The 19,245-nt window shown below is 69.7% G+C and carries 20 protein-coding genes and 1 pseudogene; 10 read left to right on the top strand and 11 right to left on the bottom strand.

The annotated features are described in order from the left end of the window. Positions 1 to 62: 62 nt before the first annotated feature. The 4 genes from AC2DGY_RS03475 to AC2DGY_RS03460 form a co-directional block, all read right to left on the bottom strand. Positions 63 to 2,231 carry a CapA family protein gene (locus AC2DGY_RS03475; protein WP_484508309.1) on the bottom strand — a complete coding sequence of 723 codons (2,169 nt, stop codon included), beginning with the start codon at positions 2,229 to 2,231 and terminating at the stop codon, positions 63 to 65. Then, the gene (locus AC2DGY_RS03470) at positions 2,228 to 3,211 is read right to left on the bottom strand and encodes a D-alanine--D-alanine ligase family protein (RefSeq protein WP_484508308.1); all 984 of its coding nucleotides are present in this window, start codon (positions 3,209 to 3,211) and stop codon (positions 2,228 to 2,230) included. Before AC2DGY_RS03470 ends, AC2DGY_RS03475 begins: the two co-directional genes overlap by 4 nt. After that, entirely contained in the window at positions 3,208 to 4,347 is a 1,140-nt protein-coding gene (gene alr, locus AC2DGY_RS03465; protein WP_484508307.1) for an alanine racemase, read from the bottom strand. Before alr ends, AC2DGY_RS03470 begins: the two co-directional genes overlap by 4 nt. Positions 4,348 to 4,459: 112 nt before the next feature. Beyond that, positions 4,460 to 4,843, bottom strand: a complete 384-nt coding sequence (locus AC2DGY_RS03460) for a hypothetical protein (RefSeq protein ID WP_484508306.1) — start codon at positions 4,841 to 4,843, stop codon at positions 4,460 to 4,462. Positions 4,844 to 4,944: 101 nt separating this feature from the next. Between AC2DGY_RS03460 and AC2DGY_RS03455 the strand changes: the two genes are divergently transcribed. Continuing rightward, positions 4,945 to 6,375 carry an HNH endonuclease signature motif containing protein gene (locus tag AC2DGY_RS03455; RefSeq protein WP_484508305.1) on the top strand — a complete coding sequence of 477 codons (1,431 nt, stop codon included), beginning with the start codon at positions 4,945 to 4,947 and terminating at the stop codon, positions 6,373 to 6,375. Between the two features lie 251 nt (positions 6,376 to 6,626). Here the strand turns inward: AC2DGY_RS03455 and AC2DGY_RS03450 are convergent, their stop codons facing one another. Continuing rightward, the gene (locus AC2DGY_RS03450; protein WP_484508304.1) at positions 6,627 to 8,156 is read right to left on the bottom strand and encodes a hypothetical protein; all 1,530 of its coding nucleotides are present in this window, start codon (positions 8,154 to 8,156) and stop codon (positions 6,627 to 6,629) included. A gap of 6 nt (positions 8,157 to 8,162) precedes the next feature. Between AC2DGY_RS03450 and AC2DGY_RS03445 the strand changes: the two genes are divergently transcribed. The 6 genes and pseudogenes from AC2DGY_RS03445 (at position 8,163) to AC2DGY_RS03420 (ending at position 13,859) form a co-directional block, all read left to right on the top strand. Further along, positions 8,163 to 8,378 (top strand): hypothetical protein, encoded by a 216-nt coding sequence (locus AC2DGY_RS03445; protein WP_484508303.1) that lies wholly within the window; start codon positions 8,163 to 8,165, stop codon positions 8,376 to 8,378. 106 nt (positions 8,379 to 8,484) lie between these two features. Further along, positions 8,485 to 9,123, top strand: a complete 639-nt coding sequence (locus AC2DGY_RS03440; protein WP_484508302.1) for a YdcF family protein — start codon at positions 8,485 to 8,487, stop codon at positions 9,121 to 9,123. Positions 9,124 to 9,129: 6 nt separating this feature from the next. After that, the gene (aspS, locus tag AC2DGY_RS03435) at positions 9,130 to 10,488 is read left to right on the top strand and encodes an aspartate--tRNA(Asn) ligase (protein ID WP_484508301.1); all 1,359 of its coding nucleotides are present in this window, start codon (positions 9,130 to 9,132) and stop codon (positions 10,486 to 10,488) included. A 129-nt stretch (positions 10,489 to 10,617) separates the two neighbouring features. Beyond that, on the top strand, positions 10,618 to 11,412 hold the full coding sequence (locus tag AC2DGY_RS03430; protein WP_484508300.1) for a tyrosine-protein phosphatase: 795 nt from the start codon (positions 10,618 to 10,620) through the stop codon (positions 11,410 to 11,412). A 141-nt stretch (positions 11,413 to 11,553) separates the two neighbouring features. Then, positions 11,554 to 12,417: pseudogene (locus tag AC2DGY_RS03425) on the top strand (ABC transporter substrate-binding protein); the annotation flags it as partial. A 254-nt stretch (positions 12,418 to 12,671) separates the two neighbouring features. Next, a complete protein-coding gene (locus AC2DGY_RS03420; protein ID WP_484508299.1) occupies positions 12,672 to 13,859 on the top strand; it encodes a mechanosensitive ion channel family protein in 1,188 nt (395 codons plus the stop codon). Between the two features lie 33 nt (positions 13,860 to 13,892). On the opposite strand, the gene AC2DGY_RS03415 is transcribed toward AC2DGY_RS03420, so the two are convergent. From AC2DGY_RS03415 to AC2DGY_RS03395, 5 genes are all read right to left on the bottom strand, one after another. Further along, on the bottom strand, positions 13,893 to 14,579 hold the full coding sequence (locus tag AC2DGY_RS03415; protein WP_484508298.1) for a YoaK family protein: 687 nt from the start codon (positions 14,577 to 14,579) through the stop codon (positions 13,893 to 13,895). Positions 14,580 to 14,770: 191 nt separating this feature from the next. Further along, on the bottom strand, positions 14,771 to 15,052 hold the full coding sequence (locus AC2DGY_RS03410; protein WP_484508297.1) for a glutaredoxin family protein: 282 nt from the start codon (positions 15,050 to 15,052) through the stop codon (positions 14,771 to 14,773). Between the two features lie 51 nt (positions 15,053 to 15,103). Next, on the bottom strand, positions 15,104 to 15,397 hold the full coding sequence (locus tag AC2DGY_RS03405; RefSeq protein WP_484508296.1) for a rhodanese-like domain-containing protein: 294 nt from the start codon (positions 15,395 to 15,397) through the stop codon (positions 15,104 to 15,106). Positions 15,398 to 15,484: 87 nt separating this feature from the next. Then, positions 15,485 to 15,583, bottom strand: coding sequence for a 30S ribosomal protein bS22 (locus AC2DGY_RS03400; protein WP_003792170.1), 99 nt, complete (start codon positions 15,581 to 15,583; stop codon positions 15,485 to 15,487). 83 nt (positions 15,584 to 15,666) lie between these two features. Beyond that, positions 15,667 to 15,858: a helix-turn-helix domain-containing protein gene (locus AC2DGY_RS03395; RefSeq protein ID WP_484508295.1), complete on the bottom strand. Its 192-nt coding sequence runs from the start codon at positions 15,856 to 15,858 to the stop codon at positions 15,667 to 15,669. Between the two features lie 197 nt (positions 15,859 to 16,055). Between AC2DGY_RS03395 and AC2DGY_RS03390 the strand changes: the two genes are divergently transcribed. After that, a complete protein-coding gene (locus tag AC2DGY_RS03390) occupies positions 16,056 to 16,658 on the top strand; it encodes a hypothetical protein (protein WP_484508294.1) in 603 nt (200 codons plus the stop codon). Positions 16,659 to 16,662: 4 nt separating this feature from the next. Here AC2DGY_RS03390 and AC2DGY_RS03385 read toward each other — a convergent pair whose 3' ends face one another. Next, entirely contained in the window at positions 16,663 to 17,058 is a 396-nt protein-coding gene (locus AC2DGY_RS03385; protein ID WP_484508293.1) for an ArsR/SmtB family transcription factor, read from the bottom strand. A 117-nt stretch (positions 17,059 to 17,175) separates the two neighbouring features. Here AC2DGY_RS03385 and AC2DGY_RS03380 point away from each other — a divergent pair, with 117 nt between their 5' ends. Further along, positions 17,176 to 18,570: a TrkH family potassium uptake protein gene (locus AC2DGY_RS03380; RefSeq protein ID WP_484509969.1), complete on the top strand. Its 1,395-nt coding sequence runs from the start codon at positions 17,176 to 17,178 to the stop codon at positions 18,568 to 18,570. Further along, positions 18,563 to 19,234, top strand: coding sequence for a potassium channel family protein (locus AC2DGY_RS03375; RefSeq protein WP_484508292.1), 672 nt, complete (start codon positions 18,563 to 18,565; stop codon positions 19,232 to 19,234). Before AC2DGY_RS03380 ends, AC2DGY_RS03375 begins: the two co-directional genes overlap by 8 nt. Positions 19,235 to 19,245 lie beyond the last annotated feature (11 nt).

The following is a 19,245-nucleotide window of genomic DNA, read 5'->3' as shown; positions in this document are numbered from 1 at the left end:
GGGGGGTGCCCCCCCGTCTGCGCTCCGGTCATCCGGAGGCGTGAGCGAGCCGGGCGGTGGGGCTACGGGGACTCGCCGGCCGCCGGCGGGGCGATCCTCCCGTCGGCGTCGATCCGCGCCGCGGTGTCGGGGAAGTCGCGTCGACCGCGCTCGTCGACCAGTTGCGCCGCCCGCCCGTCGGGGTCGGGAACGGGTCTGCCCCCGTCGTGCTCGAAGCGGACGGAGCGCAACCGCCCGTCGATCACGCTCCCGTCCTCCCGGAGGCTGACCTCGACATACGCGCCGTACCTGGTGGCCTCCTCCGCACCGAAGACCCCTCCGCCACCGAAGTTCCCGAGGCTGTAGGCGATGAGCCTGTTCCGGTAGAACTCCATGCCGCGCAGCACGTGCGGCCCGTGGCCGAGCACGAGATCGGCGCCGGCATCGATCGCGGCGTGCGAGAAGGCGATGACGTCGCCCCGCTTCTCGCCGTACATCCTCTCCATCCCGCCGGTCACCACATCGGCGCCGGCGCCCTCGGCTCCCATGTGCGCGTGCACGACGACGATGTCCGCCGTGGCGGCCGCAGCGTCCACGACCTGGCGCACATGGCGCAGGTCCGTCAGCCGGTTGGCGTCGCCGTACGGCGCGAACCCGAGCACGGCCACCGTGACGTCGCCGACGCGCGTGCAGGCGATCTCCTCGCGCTCCCCCACGGTTCTGATGCCGACGGCGGCGAGGTGCCGCCGGGTGTTCTCGTATCCCTCGCGGCCGAAGTCGCTCGTGTGGTTGTTGGCGAGATTCAGCAGATCGAACCCTGCGAAATGCGCAGCGGCCTCCGCGTCGCTGCGGAACGCCAGGCACTGCGCTCCCGAACCGCATTTGTCGTATCCCGTGTCGGCCGAGACGACCTGCTCGAGGTTGCCGGTCACGATGTCCTGCGTGAACCACGGACGCACCTCGTCGAAATGATCCGCGCCGCCGTCTGCGGGAACCTCGTGACCGACGTCGTGGAGCAGCACGTCGCCCGTGCCGCCGATGCTCACCTGCCCCGGCCGGGAGGCGGCCTGGAACGACGCGTCGGGCGGGCATCCCGGGATGCCGGGGCCACGGAACGCGACCGCCCCCGTCACGATCAGCAGCAGGACGGCGACGGCGAAACGCCACGGGATGCGACGGCCCACGCCGACCGGCGCGCCGTCCGGCGTCGGTTCCCCCGGCGAGCGGCGCATCGGCAGGTCGAACAACCAGTACAGGCGATCCCGCACGATCAGCGCGCCGAGCGCGACGCTGGCGGCGACGACGGCCGCCGTGAGCAACGGCGGCAGCAGGAGGGCGGCGACGAACTGGACGGAGATCCTTGCTCCCGACAGCCACCCCACGAGGAGGAGATCGGCCAGCGCCAGCAGCGGCATGTGGATGACGTAGATCGCGAGGGTGCGCGACCCGAGCCACGTCATTCCCCGTCCGACGAGCGGTAACCGCACGAGGAGGGGCGCTGCCAGCAGCCCCATCGTGACTCCGATGAGCGACACCACCGGCCAGACGCCCGGGACGGTCTCCGAATCGGTGACGCGCATCGCGGTGAACGCGAGCGCGTAGACGGCGACGGCGATGGCCGCCCAGACCGGTGTGGCCCGGCCGATGAGGCTCCGGATCTGCGGGGCGAGATGAAGACCCAGGAGGAAGAACAGCAGGTTGTACAGCAGCGATCCCCGGTTGCTCACCACTTCGATGAGACCCGCCGAGACGACGACGGAAAGAGCGGCGGCGCCGGCGATCACGACCCACGGCGGCACGCGCTGGAGCCCTTTGGCGACGAGGAAGTACAGGGCCAGCGCGTAGAGATACCAGGTGTTGGGCGGGCTGATGGTGATGGCCTCGATGAACCCGGCGACGCTGCGCGGCACCAGGGTGGGGAAATCGGGGAACGCCCACATCGCCGCCATGTGGATGAGCGTCCACAGCAGGTACAGGTAGAGGAAGCGGACGACGCGCGATCGGAACACCACCGACCAGGGCCGCGTGTAGGCGTTCGCCGCGAAGTACCCCGACACCAGGAGGAACAGCGGCATCAGGAACGGCCAGATCGCGTCGGCGGCGAGACCCCAGACCCCGGGGAGGGGGACGCCGAGTTGCCAGTCGACCTGCAGATACGACTTCATCACGACGTGCCAGAAGACAACGAGGACGATCAGCAGCCCCTTGAGACCATCCCCCCACTCCAGCCGGGCGCCCGCGGGCGCGCTCATCGGCGCACCTCCGCCCCGATGGGCGCTCCCACAACGGTCTCAAGGAGTTCACGGATCAGTTCGACGTACCCGAGCCCCGTCGCCGCGTACATGCGCGGAACCTGCGACTGCTCGGTCAGGCCCGGCGCCGTGTTCACCTCGTTGAGGACGATGCCCGCCGCTGTGAGGAAGAAGTCGAACCGCGCCACGCCGCCGCATCCGAGGGCCTCGTAGAGGGCCGCCGCCGCGCGGGCGATCATCCTCTCCTCGTTGGCGCTGACCGGCGCGGGAACGGTGAAGGACGCGGTCCCGTCGTACTTCTCCTCCCGGCCGAACACCCCGCCGGCGGCGACGCCGATCTCCAGCGTCGCACCGGCGCGCAGCCGGCCGTCGCGGTCGCGGAACAGGGCGATGTCGACTTCGCGGCCGCTCACGTACTGCTCGACGAGCACGGCGTCGCCCAGGCTCCGTGCTCGCCCGATGGCAGCGGCCAGGGCGCCGCGATCACGCACGACCGATACCCCGTTGCTCGACCCGCCGGTCGTCGGCTTGACCACGTAGGGCGGCGGGAGGGTGACCGCGGCGGATTCGGATCGGTCCCGCACGAGCGCGCCCGGCGCCGTGGGGATGCCGAGCGCGCCGGCGACGAGCTTCGTGACCCACTTGTCGATGCCGAGCGCTCCGGCCCGCACGGAAGAGCCGACATAGGGCAGCCCGGTCATTCCCAGGAGGCCCGCGGCCGAGCCGTCCTCACCATTGACCCCGTGCAGTACGGGGAAGGCCACGTCGCACCTCGTGAGCAGGGCGACCGCGGCAGCCGCCGACACGGCCCCGCCGCCGTGGTGCCACGTGCCGTCCCGGCCGATCGTCATCGGCACGACGTCGAGCCCGAGGGCACGGACGGCTCGCACGACAGCGGCCGCTGATGCCAGGGACACCTCGTGCTCGTCGTTCGCCCCTCCCCCGATGACGGCGACGCGGGGAGATGTGTGCTGGTTCATGACGTTGCCTCCGCGACCGCCATGCGGCCGCTCATGGTCCGGTGGATGCGAGCGACTCGGCTTCCGAGACGCGTGACGATCTCGTGTTCGATCGTGTCGGCCCACCCCGCCCAGTCCGCGACGGTGGGTTCGCCGTGCGAGCCGGGCCCGAAGAGCATCACCGGCTCGCCGGGGGCGAGGTGGTCATCGCCGGTGTCGACGACGACCATGTCCATCGAGAACCGGCCGATGAGCGGCCGACGCCGTCCCCTCGCCATGACCTCGGCGCGACCGGACGCCCCGCGCGGGAGGCCGTCGCCGTAGCCGACGGGGAGCAGGGCGAGGTTCGTGCGGCGGTCGACCACGTGGGCGAGCCCGTACCCGACTCCGGTTCCGGGGCGCACATCCCGCGACGACACGACGTACGAGGTCAACGACAGGGCCGGACGCAGCGTGCGCGAAGTCCGCGACGGGTCGATGCCGAACAGCCCGGCGCCGATGCGGTGCAGACCGAAGCCGCGACCGACCCCGGTGAGCGTCGCGGCCGTGGCTGCGAGGTGGAGCACCTCGGGCGCCAGGCCGCGGCGCCGGCCGGTTCGTACGGCGCTTTCGAAGGTCAGGCGCTCGCGGATGTTCTGAGGATTGTCCGGATCGTCGGCGCAGGACATGTGCCCCATGATCCCCACGACCCGGACCGACCCGTTCGCCTGCGCCTCCCGCGCGAGCGCGCACAGCGTCGGCCAATCGTGAGGGGGACACCCGTCGCGAGCCATACCGACGTCGATGTGCAGATGCACCCGGGCGGTCTTGCCGACCGCCAGCGCCGCCCGCCCGACCGCGTGGAGCAGCTCCGCGCTCGGCACCGCGAGATCGATGTCCGCGCGCACCGCGGCTTCGAAGTCGGAGTCGACGGGGTTCAGCCAGCTGAGGACCGGTGCGGCGATGCCCGTCGCCCGCAGGGCGAGCGCCTCCGCGATGGAGGTGACGCCGATGGACATCGCACCGGCGTCGAGAACCGAGCGCGCGATGGCGCCGTGGCCGAACGCGTCGGCCTTCAGGACGGCCATCAGCCGCCCGCCGGTGAGCGCGGCGAACTGCGCGGTGTTCGCGCGGATCGCTTCATCGTGCACGACGAGTTCCGTGGCGGGCGAAGGCATTACCCCAGCCAAACGCGCGGGATGTTTCCGCAGCGTATGCGTTTTCGGCTACGGCGACGGGAGGAGAGCTTCGTGCCGACGATCCCTCCGGTCATCCGGAGGGGCGAGCGGGCTACGTGCCGACGGCGGCGCCCACGATCCCGACCGCCACGAAGAAGGTCGCCACCGTGAGTGCGGCACCCGTCAGCGGCACCCAGAAGGCCAGCCGCCGCAGGATGAGGAGCGCGACGGCGGCGGCGAGGGCCAGGAGGAGCACCACCCACGGCGAGATCACCGCGAACCAGACGCCGAAGCTCAGCATCCCCTCGTTGCAGCTGTCGAAGCATCCATCCGAGGCCATCGCGAGGAAGAGGCCGAAGTAGGACGCGATCGCCGCGGCAATCCCCAGGAGGACGAGCAGCACCGCGGTGCCGACGATGTCCCACACGCGCACGGGCCGGCGCGGTCGCGTGGTTTGCCCGGTGGACGATGACGCGGCAGGCATCGGATGGCTCATGGGATCATCCTGGCATTGCCGCGCATGAGTTATCCACAGAATCCTCGCTGACCAGGGAATCTCACCCCGAGGATGTCGGTGGCCCTCGGCAGAATCGAGGTATGAAAGAGCTCGCCGGCACCCTCCGCGATCTGGTCGATCGCGTGGACGCCGCCGTCGATGACCTCTTCGCCGCCGACGCGGTCGGCGCCGCTCGCGACGACGGGTTGCTCGAGGCCCTCGCGCTCGCGGGCCGCCTGGAGCGCCGCGCAGAGTCGCTCCTGGTGGAACTGGCCGGCGAGGTCGCCGGGCGATCCGGCTCTCCTGACCGCGATGCCCGGCTCAGCTCTCGCGCGGGCTGCCACGACGTGTCGGAGCTGCTGCAGCGCACCACCCGGGTCGCCCCGCAGACGGCGGCGAAGTGGCAGCGCGCAGCCCGCGCCGTGCGGGGGCAGGTCTCGCCCTCGTCCGGCGAAGTGCTCCCCCCGTTCCTCCCGGCCCTCCGCTCCGCGATGACCGCCGGAGACGTCGGTGTCGACGGCGTGCTGGCGGTGAGCACGCCGCTGTCGGCGCTCGACCGGCGCGTGGCGCGCGAGGGCGTCCTGGTCGCCGACGAGATCCTCGCCGCCGAGGCGCGCGGAGCCGGCCCGGATGCCGCGCCGCCGGCCTGCGCCGATCTCCTCCGGGTGCAGGCTCTGGCCTGGTCGGCGGCCCTCGACCAGGACGGTGCGGAACCGGCGGATCGCGCCGCCGCTCATCGACGCGGCGTGACCCTCGGTGCGCCGCACGAGGGTCTCGTGCCGCTCCGCGGACGACTGCTGCCGGAGGTCGCCGCGCAGCTGCAGCGCATCTTCGACGCGGTGCTGTCGCCGCGAGCCGACGACGCCGGCGTCGCCTTTCGCGAGGAGTCCCCGTCCGGCTCCTACGACGAGCTCGACGAGCGACCGCCCGTCGATGACCGCCGGCATGCCCAGCGGCAGCACGACGCTCTCGCCACCGCCCTGGGCGCGGCCGCCGCCGGCGGCGAGCTGCCCACGATCGGAGGCGCCGCCCCCACCCTGGTGGTCTCCATCCGCGAAGAGGATTTCCGCGCCGGGCGCGGCTGGGCATCCGCGGAGGGAACCGACGAGCCGCTGTCACCCGCGCTCGCCCGCCACGTCGCCTGCAGTGGCAGCATCCAGCGCATCCGACTCGACGAGAGCGGACGCATCACCCGGCTCGGCACCGAAGAGCGCGTGTTCAACCGCTACCAGCGACGCGGGATCTCCCTGCGGGACGGCGGCTGCATCATCCCCGCGTGCGGCGTGCCGGCCGGATGGTGCGAGATCCACCACGTCACCGAGCACGCGCGCGGCGGTCCCACCCACACGGACAACGGGGTGCTTCTGTGCTGGTTCCACCACCGGTTCCTCGACCGGAGCGGATGGGGCATCCGGATGAATCGCGGCGTTCCGGAGGTGCGCGCGCCGGGATGGCACGACCCGCACCGCCGGTGGAGAGCGGTCACCCGATCTCGAACCCGGCTTCTCGATCTCGTCGGCCGCCGGACCTAGACCGCCTCTGGGCGGCCGGGATATCCCCGCTTCGGGCTCGACGAGGCGGACACATCACCCGGCTCGGCACCGACGAGCGGGTGTGCAACCGCTACCAGCGGCGCGGGATCTCCCTGCGGGACGGCGGCTGCATCATTCCCGGATGCGGCATGCCGGCCGGATGGTGCGAGATCCACCACGTCACCGAGCACCCGCGCCGCTGCCCGACGCACACGGTCAACGGTGCAAGTTACGACACGACCCTTACGCGCTCATCGGTCAATGAGGTTGTACTGGGTTGCATACACCCGCAGTTTCTTCATGATGTACTTCGCAATCTCGTTCGGACTGATCTGCTTCTGGCTAACGTGGTTGAACTCCATGTACAGGCGGCGGTCGCCAGCGGGAACTATCGCGTCGACGATCGCGTCACCTCCAAGCGGGACTTCGTACTTCACGTCAGACGCCTGAAATTTGCTGCTCCACTTCGCTACTGAGGTGAGTATCGCTTCGTTGATCGCTCGATGCTGAAAACGCGACAATGCCTGGATCGCGTCATAGGCGGCGAGCGTCGACTCCGATGTTTGACCTTTATTGGAGGCGAGGACTTCTGGCACGGGTTTGTCGTCTAGGAACCTGGCCAGATCGGTGGTCTTGAAGGCATTGAGCCCGGTCGACGCGTTCGCTTTAAACTCGAGCGGCTCGAGCGTCTCGGCCAAGCGCGATTGCGGCTTCGAACTCACACCACAGGCGTTCGCTATCGTGGATGGTGTAAGCGCCACGAGCTTCACTTGAAGGAGCGATGAGACCCAAGCGAGATTGCTCCGCTGCGTTGCGCCGCGCTCCTTCCAGAACTTGCCGGGCTCGGATTGACGAGCAGAACTGATGATCTCGTCCGTGCGGAGACGATAGGTCTCCGGGTTGCGTAGCCGTGCCACGTGCCCAACCACTTCCGAGTGCGACGAGATTACGAACACCACTTCGGGTAGGCCCGTCACGTTCTCGGCGAAATCCTCCTGATCGACGCGCACTTGATTTATTGCCGTCAGGAACTCGCCCAGCGTGCCGTGATCCCGGAGGAGCTCGGATGCGCTTGCCTCATTAATGCCGAACTCGTCCCAGCTCGATCCCAGCTGGTCGAGCGCAAGCCCGACCGCTTCAATCCACTGGTCCTTCGCCGGTCCATCTATCGCGAAGACGGCATCGTCGGGACAGAATGCCTTGCTACCGAAGTCCCGCGCCGTGGCCACGAGTCGGTCACGCCACGCGTCATCAGTCGTGGGCCAGACAAACATCAGGTCAGGACGACCTCGGACAAGGTTGTTGAGTGCCCCCATGAGGTCCTTCAGCCCTTGCTCGTCGTCCGTAGATTCGCGCCCGTCCAGTAGGACCAGGGTCGTCCGGTCGCCTTTCGCCGGAAGATTCTTCCCAAGCCAGGTCGGGATGTCTCGAAGCGCGACGGACATCGCCGCGGGAACTGACAGCACAGGCATGAATCGATCACGCAGGAGGACAGATGCCGCGTAGACCGACGTGGTCTTCCCCTGACCCGGGGGACTAGAGATCACAGTGAGCGAGCCCGCGTCCTGGGCCTGATTGAATCGAGACACTTTTCGGAACCGCGCGAGGTCGGAATCGACCTTCACGATCAGCGGCGCGAACTCGAACGTGTCGTTCCGAAGAATTGACTCGAACTTCGTGGGGAGAATTTGCATGATTGTCCTTTGCTCACTCAGGGCAAAGCTATCGGCTGGCAAAGCGGTGCCACGGAACGGCGCCGCCTTCACTTGAATCTGCAACATAACTCAATGACCAACCCCGGGCACGAGCGCAAGGGAATCGTGGAGCGATTGCTCCTGTGCTGGTTCCACCATCGGTTCCTCGACCGCAGTGGGTGGGACATCCGGATGAACCGCGGGGTTCCCGAGGTGCGCGCGCCGGGATGGCACGACCCCCGCCGCCGGTGGCGAGCGGTCACGCGATCTCGCACGCGGCTTCGGGATCTGGTCGGCCGACGAACCTAGACGTTCCCAGCCGGGATATTCCGGCCGCGCGTGAGCGCTCTCCGCCGCCGCGATGGCCCACTGGCGGTCACGCCGGGACGACCGCGAGCGTGAGTACACTCGCCGAATGCGGCGCCTCCTCGTGGTCCTGATCGCGCTGATGGCCGGTGTTCTCACGTGGGCGGACGTGGTCCACTGGCGGGCGTCGCGTCGCCTACTCGGAACCGTCCCAGCGCCCGCTGGAGGCTCGGAGGCCGTGATCGTCCTCGGTTTCCGGAACAGAGGACGACGGATCAACTATCTCAACCGCTACCGGGTGCGCGCGGGACTCCGGTCGCTGCGACCGGACGCGACGGAAAGCCTGCTCGTCCTCTGCGGGGGCGACGTCGCCGGAGACCTCCCGGAGGCCGAGCTCATGGCACAGTACGCCCGCGAGCGCGGCTTCACCGGCCCGGTCGGCCTCGATCGCACGAGCACCACCACGCGGGAGAACATCGCCCACGCCATCCCGCTGGTCGAGCACGTGGACGCGATCAAGATCGTGTCCAACTCCCTGCACGCGGAGAAAGCGCGGGCATACCTGTGGATGCTCCGACCCGATCTTGCCCGGCGACTCCAGCGCGCCAACGAGCATCGTTGGGGCGAGATCGCCGCCGTGAAGCCGCTCGCGGCGATCATCGGATTGTGCAAGCTCGCGCAGCTGCGGACCGACCTACGCAGGGATCGCCGGCCCGCTCCAGCAGCAGGACCACCGCACGTAGACTGAACCCTCGTGAGTCAACGCGTTCTGATCAAGCAGCTGCAGTCCCTCCCCGACGGCCCGGTTTCGGTGTCGGGATGGGTCGAGACGGTGCGCGACCAGAAGAAGGTGCAGTTCGTCATCCTGCGCGATGAGACCGGCGCCGTGCAGCTGGTGAACCCCGCGACGCGCGACGCTGCGACAGGCTCAGCGGCCGAGGGCGCCGACTCCGAGGCATCCGCCGCCTTCGCGCTCACCGAGGCGATCTCGGCCCTGGCCACCGGCACGTTCCTCACGGCGACGGGCGAGCTCAAGCACGATGAGCGCGTCAAGCTCGGTGGCGTCGAGATCAAGCTCCATGCCCTCGAGATCGCCGGCGAGGCGCTCCCCGAGACGCCCATCGCCGCCGACAGCGGCATGGACAAGCGCATGGACTGGCGCTTCCTCGACCTCCGCCAGGCCCGCAACAACCTCATCTTCCGCGTCCAGACGACGCTCGAGCACGCCATGCGCACGTACTGGATCGAGCGCGACTACATCGAGATCCACTCCCCCAAGCTGATGTCGAGCCCCTCGGAGTCCAACGCCGAGCTGTTCAGCATGGACTACTTCGAAGACAAGACCGCCTACCTCGCGCAGAGCCCGCAGCACTTCAAGCAGATGGCCCAGTCGGCCGGCTTCGGCAAGATCTTCGAGATCGGCGACGTCTTCCGCGCAGACCCGTCGTTCACCAGCCGTCACGCGACCGAGTTCACCTCGATCGATGCGGAGATCAGCTGGATCGACTCGCACGAAGACGTCGCGCGGATGCAGGAAGAACTCCTGCAGTTCGCCATCCAGGCGGTCAAGGACAGGCACGGCGCCGAGATCGAGGAGCTGTTCGGCATCGAGGTGGTCGTCCCGATCGTGCCCTTCCCCCGCATCCCGCTGGCCCAGGCCCGTGAGGCGGTCGCGCAGCGCGGCTACGAGATTCCGCGCACCGACGGCGACCTCGACCCGGAGGGCGAGCGCCAGGTCGCCGCGTACATCGAGGAGACGTACGGCCACCAGTTCGTGTTCGTCACCGACTACCACCCCGAGATCCGGCCGTACTACCACATGCGCGACCCGGAGACGGGGATGACGAAGTCCTACGACCTGCTCTTCAAGGGCGTGGAGATCACCACCGGCGCGCAGCGCGAGCACCGTGTGCGCGTGCTGGAGGAGCAGGCGGTGGAGAAGGGCCTCGACCTGGCCGGTATCTCGGATTACCTCGACTTCTTCCGGTACGGCACCCCTCCGCACGGCGGATTCGGGATGGGTCTGGCTCGCCTGCTCATGCTGCTGCTGGGCGAGTCCTCCATCCGAGAGGTCACGTTCCTCTTCCGCGGCCCCACCCGCCTCGCCCCCTGACCGTACGCGCCGTCCACGCAACGAGACTCCGATCGCGCGGCGAGGATCCCGCGCTCACCCGCATTCTCGCCGGGGGCCGGGATTCTCACGGCTGCGGCAGTGGGGCACGGCGGCGCGTAGCCTGAGGGCGTGACGGATTCGGACGGGCTCGAGGGCACCTACAACTTCCGCGATCTCGGTGCGCTCCCCCTCGCCGGGGGCGGGGCGACCGCATCCGGGGTTCTCTTCCGATCCGATGCGCTGCAGGCGCTGACCCCGCGCGGGGTCGAGCAGCTCGCGGCATCCCCCATCGACACCGTGGTCGACTTCCGGACGGGCGTGGAACGCGACACCGCTCGTGACCGGCTTCCCTCCGCCCGCCCCCTGAGCGAACGGCATCTGCCGCTCCTGGAGGGAGCGATAGCGCAGCTGCTGGAGGAGTCGCTCGCCGCGCGCGCACTCGGCGACCACGCGGCCGCCGGCCGGGCGGTCGAGCAGGCGTTGCGCGACCTTCCCACGCTGGCCGACATCTACCGCGGGATGCTGGAGCACGGCGCGTCCGTGTTCGCCGACGTCGCCCGCCTCGTCGCCCAGGAGGAGGGTGGCGTCCTCATCCACTGCACGGCGGGCAAAGACCGCACCGGAGTCGCGGCGGCGGCGATCCTGGATGCGGTGGGGGTCGCGCGAGACGCGATCGTGGCCGACTACGCCCGTTCGCAGGAGCAGCTGGCCGGCGTCTGGTTCGACCGGATGCGCGGCATGGTGACGATGATGGGCGTCGAGGTGACACCGGCGCTTGCCGAACTCATCGCCGGCAGCCCACCGGCCGCGATCGAGGCGGCGCTCGCCTGGCTCGATGACCATGGCGGCTCCCGCGCGTACCTGCGTTCCGGCGGCGCGACCGGCGACGACCTCGACCGCCTCACGCGCCGCCTCACCGCCTGAGCCTCCTCCTTCCTTTCCCGCGCCGGACACCGAGGCGTCACCGGGGTCGGACCGGCCGGTCACCCGAGCGCCGTAGCGTCCTCTCATCCGGCTGCATCGCGGACGCTTGCGGATGCGGCGGTGCCCCCCGAGAGGAATCGCATGTCATCCACGCTGGTCCGCTCCCGTCGCACGGTCGCGGCCATCGCACTCGCAGCCGTCGCGGCGCTGGCGCTGAGCGGCTGCGGCGGCGCGGCCGACGCCACCGACGACGCCGCGTCGGGCATCGACGCGGCGTCAGCGACGAGCCTCGCCGCTTTCGGCACGCTCGAAGAGCTCGAGGCCGCAGCGGCCGCCGAAGGTCAGCTCAACGTCATCGCGCTTCCGCGCGACTGGGCGAACTACGGAGAGATCCTCGATCTGTTCGCCGAGCGTTACCCCGACATCATCGTCACCGAGCAGTCGCCCGACATCTCCAGCGCCGAGGAGATCCAGGCCGCCGAGACCAACGAGGGGCTGGACACGGCCCCCGATGTCTTCGACCTGGGCCTGACCGTCGCGCTGGACAACACCGACGGGTTCGCGCCGTACAAGGTGCAGACGTGGGGCGACATCCCCGATGCGCTCAAGGAGCCCTCGGGCCTGTTCGTCGGCGGCTACGGCGGCTACCTGTCCATCGGCTACGACTCGGCGCGCTTCGACGCTCCCGAAGAGCTGGACGATCTGCTGAGCGACGACTTCCGCGGCGCCGTCGCGATCAACGGCGACCCGACGCAGGCCGGCTCAGCATTCGCGGCGGTGGGCCTGGCGACCGGGCAGGAGTTCCTCTACAGCGACGAGGTGCAGAACCTGTGGCTGAAGGGGGGCGCCCGCCCGGCGCGCATGGAGGCCATGATCGCGCAGGGAACGATCGATGACGACCTCGCCGCGTCGCTGCCGGCGGCGCCCGAGGAGATTGTCGTGCCGACCGAGGAGCAGTCCTCGGTCGGCGGCACGCTGCTCGGCGAGAAATGGGACGCGGCCGTCTTCCTCGGAAGCTTCCGGCGCACCCTCGTCCGCACGGCCGAGGGTGCGCTCGTGCGCCTTCAGCACGCCGCCGACGAGCGGGTCGAGTACGACCAGGCCGTCCGGATCGCGGTGACGCCTGCCCCGGTGCCGGCGCGCGCCGTGGTCTGAGTCGCGACCGCCCCGCACCGGCGGAGGGCAGCGGCGCGGCGGTCGCTCTCGTAGGGTGGATGCCCCGGCCGTCGAGCCGTCCGGCGATCTTCTCGAGGAGCCTCATGCTGGAAAACCCCTGGCTGAACTTCGCGTTCATCCTGATCGTCTGTCTTCTCGCCGCGGCCGTCTTCATCGTCGTCGTCACGGTGGCGGCCCGGCTCATCGCGCGCCGGCGCGCGTGGCCGCGCCGGCTGATGCACCACGCGCGGGCGCCCTTCCGCACGGTGGTGACGGTGTCCGCGATCTGGACGGCCGTCGGCATGGCCTTTCCCGAGGCGACGTGGATGCCGGTGCTCACCCAGGTCTTCACCATCCTGGTGATCGGCGCATCGGCGTGGCTCCTGAGCGCCCTGGTGACCTTCGCAACCGACGTGACCCTGGGTCGATATCGCATCGACGTCCCCGACAACCGGGTGGCCCGCCGCATCCGCACCCAGACCCTCATCGTGCGGCGCCTGGCGATCGCCCTGATCGTCGTGATCGCCATCGGCGCGATCCTGCTGACCTTCCCGGCGGTGCAGGCCGTGGGCGCGAGCGTCCTCGCGTCGGCGGGCATCGCGTCGATCGTCGCGGGCCTGGCTGCGCAGTCGGTGCTCGCCAACATGTTCGCCGGCCTCCAGTTGGCATTCAGCGACGCGCTGCGCGTCGACGACGTCGTCGTGGTGGAGGGCGAATGGGGTCGCGTGGGCGAGATCACGCTGAGCTACGTCGTGCTGGACCTGTGGGACGACCGGCGCCTGGTGCTCCCGTGCACCTACTTCACGACGCAGCCGTTCGAGAACTGGACGCGTCGCGGCAGTGAGCTGCTGGGTTCCGTCGAATTCGACCTCGACTGGCGGGTCTCACCGGCGCGCATGCGCGAGCATCTGGACCACATCCTCCTGCGCACCCACCTGTGGGATACCCGCACGTCCGTGCTGCAGGTGACGGAGGCCACGGGCGGATTCGTCCGCGTCCGCGTTCTCGTCTCCGCCGCCGACGCACCGACGCTGTTCGACCTCCGCTGCTACGTGCGCGAGGGGATGGTGACGTGGATGCAGCACACGATGCCCGACGCCCTCCCCGTCCAGCGCGTTGTGCTGAGCGAGCCCGCCGACCCTGAGGCCACGTCGGTGGAAGAACCCGCACCCGACCCCGGCGCGGGCCTGTTCACCGGGAGCACGGAGGCGGAGGAACGCGCCTCGGTGTTCACCAACGCCATCCCCGTGATGAGACCCGATGACCAGCGGGGTGACTCGCGGAACCGCTGAGGACGGTCCCTCGTCCTCGGGCGCGGTCGTGGCCTAATCCCGAACGCGGTGCCGGTGCCCGATCGCCGTCGCCGCGGCACCGACGACGGCGGCCACCAGGAGTCCGAGGCTGAAAGCGCCATCGATCAGCACGGCACCGACGCACGCCCCCGCCGCGAGCAGGACGATGGCGAGCAGGCGCCGGAGCACGCCGGAGCCCGCCGCCCGGGACGGGCCGAGGAGGAGGCTCATCCCGACGCCGATCGCGGCGCTGCTGACGGCCACGGTGGTGAGCTGCGGAACGGCCAAGCGCGTCGCCTCGGCTCCCTGGGCGCCCATCGCGGCGGCCAGCACCGCACTGATGACGAGGGCGGAGGGCGCGAAGCGGTGCGGCGGCCAGACGGCGCTCACCGCCGAGAGGATCAGCAGGGTCGCCGCCACGAGGGAGAACACCCGCGTCGTGCGGAGGTTCCAGCCCCCCGTCGCGAGGCCCGCGCCCCGCCCCACGAGCGCAGCGCCGATCAGAAAGGCCGCGAGGATGCACAGCGGCGGGTACGGGTTCACCTGGCCCGCACCGGCGAGCCCCATGCCGATCATCAGCACGTTGCCCGTCATGTTCGCGGTGAAGACCCGGCTGAGCCCGATCCAGCTCAGCGCGTCGACGATCCCCGTCGCGAACGTCAGGGCGAGCAGACAGGCCACGTCCACGCGCGCGGGGGCACGGTATGCCGCATCAGGCACTCGGGCGATCGTTCCGGTCGGAATCGCCGGGGGTCGGCGTGGCGCGGACGACGACCCCCGGCGTCGGCACCGAGAAACGCCCGACTGTCATGCCCGAATCGTATGAATGAACCCCGGGCGGCAGTAGGGGCCTTAGCCCCGAGCGGAAGCGTCCCGTGCCGCGTCGGCCGGGGCGCCGAAGGGGGCTGCCGTCAGGCGGACGCGTCCTGGCGTTGCTCCACCGGGAGGAGCGCGGCGCGCAACCGGTCGGCCGAGACGCGCCAGTGCGCGTGGAGCGCGCCGTCGATCAGCACCACGGGGATCTTCTCCGCCCACAGCTCGTAGAGTGCGCGGTCATCCAGGATCGAGACTCGTTCCACCACGACATCATCGGCAACTGCGGTCGGCAGGTCGGCCACGACCGCGTCGACGATCTCCTCGGCGACGTCGCACAAGTGGCAGCCGGGCTTGCCGATAACGGTCAGGGTGGTCATCCTTCGATCCTATGCAGGAGAGGATGCTCCGAGCGCGACCCGCGCCGAAGGTCAGCGCTCGACGTCGTAACCGGCGTCAGCCCACGCGGTGGTGCCGCCCTCGACGTTCGTCGCATCCATGCCGCGCGCGGTGAGCGCCTCCACGACGCGCGCCGAACGCCCGCCCAGCTGGCAGATGACGTCGAAGGGCCCCTCGGGCAACTCGTCGAGATGCTCGCCCAGGGTGGACATCGGCACATTGACGGCTCCGGGGACGTGCCCCGACGCGAACTCGTCGGCCTCGCGCACGTCGATGAGCGGGACGCCCTCACGTTCGCGTAGCTGCTGGACAGAGATCGACTGCATGGCGGCTCCTAGAAGGACGATCGCGGATCGGGCACGGCCAACACGAAGCGCCCGTCACGGAGGACAGGCGCTCGGTGCTGTGGCCGTCTACTTCTTGTTACGGCGCTGGTGACGTGTCTTGCGAAGCAGCTTGCGGTGCTTCTTCTTCGCCATGCGCTTACGGCGCTTCTTGATGACAGAACCCACGGGAAACCTCACAATGTCAGGGGTCTGGGTGCCGTTCGCCGGCTCCCGGGTATACGAGGCGCAGAAAAAGGCCTCGGATCAGTCTAGCCGACGTCCGAGACCGGCCGTTGCATGGCGGCGATCACTGCCGACTCCGGCACGCGATAGCTGCGACCGAAACGCACCGCGGGGAGCTCCCCCGCGTGGACGAGCCGGTACACCGTCATCTTGGACACGCGCATCAGCTCGGCGACCTCGGCGACGGTGAGGAAGCGGACGTCCGGCAACTCGGCCATGGCCGTTCCTTCCTTCGCGGTGTGCTGACGACACTCTAAGGCGTCGGCGCGACGCGTGTAAACCGGCGGGGCTGCTGTGGCCGGTGGGATTACGCGCGCGAAGGCACGCCGGCGTTCTCAGCGGATGCTGAACCATTCTCAGCGGACGCTGAACGGTGTCATGCCGTGCGCATAATCCGCCCCGGCATAGTGGCGGCATGAACGACAAGAATGCAGCCGGACACAATCCGGCCCCTTCCCGCACCCCCGAAGACAGCACCCCCACCACCCCGGCCGCTTTCCTCGCCGAAGAACGCGCCGAAGGGCGCGCTGAGGGACGCGCCGAGGAGCGCGCCGAGGAGAACCGCGAGGCCAAGAGCCGTTCGTGGCCCGTCATCACCGCCGCGGTCGCGGGCGGTCTGGTCGTCGCCGGACTCGCCTTCGGCGGCGGCGTCGCGACCGGGTGGAATCTCGGCCCGGCCCAGACCTCCGGCTTCGAACTCAGCGACGGCGGCGCCGACACCGAGCAGCGACCCGGCCCCGGCCAGGAGGGCCCGAGCGATCAGGAGGCCGGTCCCCGCTCCGGCGAATCCGATGAGGGGAACGACTCCCGGCCGGGCCCGCGCGACCGCGACGGTGGCGGACGAGGCGACGGCCCAGGACCGCGTGACGGGTCCGGTCCGCGCGACGGCGACGGCGACGGCCCGCGCCACGGCGACGGCCCGCGCGACGGGACCGACTCGCACGAGGACGCTCCCACGGACGAGCAGGACGGAACCGACCCGGACGACGAGGGCGACTCCACCGACGCGGCCGCCTGAGGCGTCAGCGGCCCGGCAGCTTGCGCAGGGCCGCAGCCACCGCGTGTTTCGCCGAGGCGGCGGCGCGCCCGACCACGTCGGCCGCGTACGCCGCCGTCTCCGGCAGTGCCACGGCGGCCGGCGGGTCGATCGTGAAGAAAGGCACGAGCCAATCGTCGATCTCATCCAGCGGCGCGGTCTGGATGCTGTAGTAGCGGTGCTGCCCTTCCTCGCGCACCGACACGAGCTCGACATCGCGCAGCACCTTCAGATGCTTGGAGACCGTGGGCTGGCTCACCCCGAGCGCCTGCACGATGTGCGACACGCTGGTGCCGTCCTCACCGGCCAGTGATCGGTCGAGGAGAAGCTGGAGGATGTCGCGACGCGTGCGGTCTGCGATCACGTCGAAGATGTCCGCCATGGCTTCAGATTAGTCGCGCTCGCGCCGGAGTACCATGAGCGAGGTCCACGGAGCGAAGGGGGCGACGTGATGGCGTCAGCGCTGGCGCGGTCTCGCGGACGCCGCGGATGGCTCCCGATGCTCGAACAGGGCTGGGATCGCCTGCGCAACATCACGACGTCGTCGCCCGCGCGATTCGCCGTCGTGGTGTTCGCGATCCTGATCCTCCTGTTCACGCTCATGCTCTCCCTGCCGGCAGCCGCCGCGGACGGGCGGCGGACGCCGTTCGCCGACGCCCTGTTCACCGCGGTGTCGACGATCTGCGTGACCGGCTTGGCCACCCTCGACATGGCGAGCCACTGGTCGGCCTTCGGACAGGTCATCATCTTCATCGGCGTCAACATCGGCGGGATGGGGGTGCTCACCCTCGCCTCCGTGCTGGGCCTGGTGATCTCCCGCCGGCTCGGGCTGCGCGCCAAACTCATCGCCGCGAGCGACACGAACCCCATGCGCGCCCACGCCGGACCGGTGAACGAAAGCCAGACCGTGCGCCTGGGGGAAGTGGGACAGCTTCTGGTGACCGTCGCCCTGTCCACCCTCGTCATCGAGGGCGTCGTGGCGGTCCTGCTGTACCCCACGATGCTCCTGGCCGGCGTCGACCCGCTCGTCGCCCTGTGGGAGGCGCCCTACTACGCCGCCATGTCGTTCACGAACACCGGGTTCACGCCCAACCCGGGCGGACTGGCGCCCTTCGCCGATGACTACGCGATGCTGACGATCCTGATGATCAGCGTCTTCCTCGGCAGCATCGGCTTCCCCGTCATCTACACGCTGTGGAAGCACTACTGGCACGTGCGCCGGTGGTCGCTGCACGCGAAGCTGACCCTCATCACGACCGCCGTCCTCTTCGTCCTCGGCGCCGGCGCCTTCGTCGCTCTGGAGTACGACAACCCCGCCACCTTCGGATCGATGGACGCGTGGGACACCACCTTCCAGGCTTTCTTCCTGTCCGCCATGACGCGCTCGGGCGGATTCTCCGTCGTCGACATCGGGGAACTCAACGGCTCGTCCCTCGTGGTCGGCAGCATGCTCATGTTCGTGGGAGGCGGGTCGGCCTCCACCGCCGGCGGAATCAAGGTGACCACGCTCGCGGTGCTGGCGCTGGCGGTCTTCTCGGAGGCGAAGGGCCGGTCTTCCGTGCAGGCCTTCGGTCGCCGCATCCCGAGCGACGTCCAGCGGGTCGCCCTATCCGTCGTGGCGTGGGGCGCGACGATCGTGGCGCTGTCGACGATCGTGATCGCGCAACTCACGAAGGACCCGATCTCGGATGTGCTGTTCGATGTGATCTCCGCGTTCGGGACGGTGGGCCTGTCCACCGGACTGACGGCGGGTCTCTCCGACCCGGCGGTCTACGTGATGGCCGCCACCATCTTCATGGGCCGCATTGGTACAGTGACACTCGCTGCGGCGGTGGCCGCGACATCCAGCACCCAGCTCTACTCCCTGCCCGTGGAAAGGCCCATCGTTGGTTGACCGCATCCGGGGCGACGCACCCGTCCTCGTCATCGGCCTGGGGCGCTTCGGCGCCGCCTGCGCCGGAGAGCTCGACCGTCTCGGCCGCGATGTGCTCGCGATCGATGCGGGCCTGGACCTCGTGCAGAAGTGGTCGGAGCGGGTCACCCACGCCGTGCAGGCCGACGCGCGCAACATCGACGCGCTCAAGCAGATCGGCGCGCAAGACTTCCAGGTCGCCGTGGTCGCGGTGGGGTCGCTCATCGAGGCGTCCGTGCTCATCACCGCGAACCTGGTCGACCTCAAGGTTCCGCAGATCTGGGCGAAGGCCGTGTCGCAGTCGCACGGCAAGATCCTCGCCCGTGTCGGCGCGAACCACGTCATCTACCCCGAGCGCGAGGCCGGCGAGCGCGTCGCGCACCTGGTGAGCGGGCGGATGCTGGACTTCATCCGCTTCGACGACGATTTCGTCCTCGCCAAGATGTACCCGCCGAAGTTCATCCGCGGTGTCGGCCTCAACGAATCCGGTGTGCGGACGAGGTACAACGTGACCGTCGTCGGTGTGAAGAGCCCGGGCCGCCCCTTCCGCTACGCGGAGGCGAACACCGTCGTCACGAACCACGACCTCATCATCGTGTCGGGGACGAACTCCGACATCGAGCGCTTCGCCGCACTCGACCGCTGAGCCGTCGCGGC

The organism is Microbacterium sp. Z6_144, from assembly GCF_057197625.1.
Note: the sequence above shows the minus strand (reverse complement) of the source record. Positions and strands in the feature narration are given on the sequence as shown.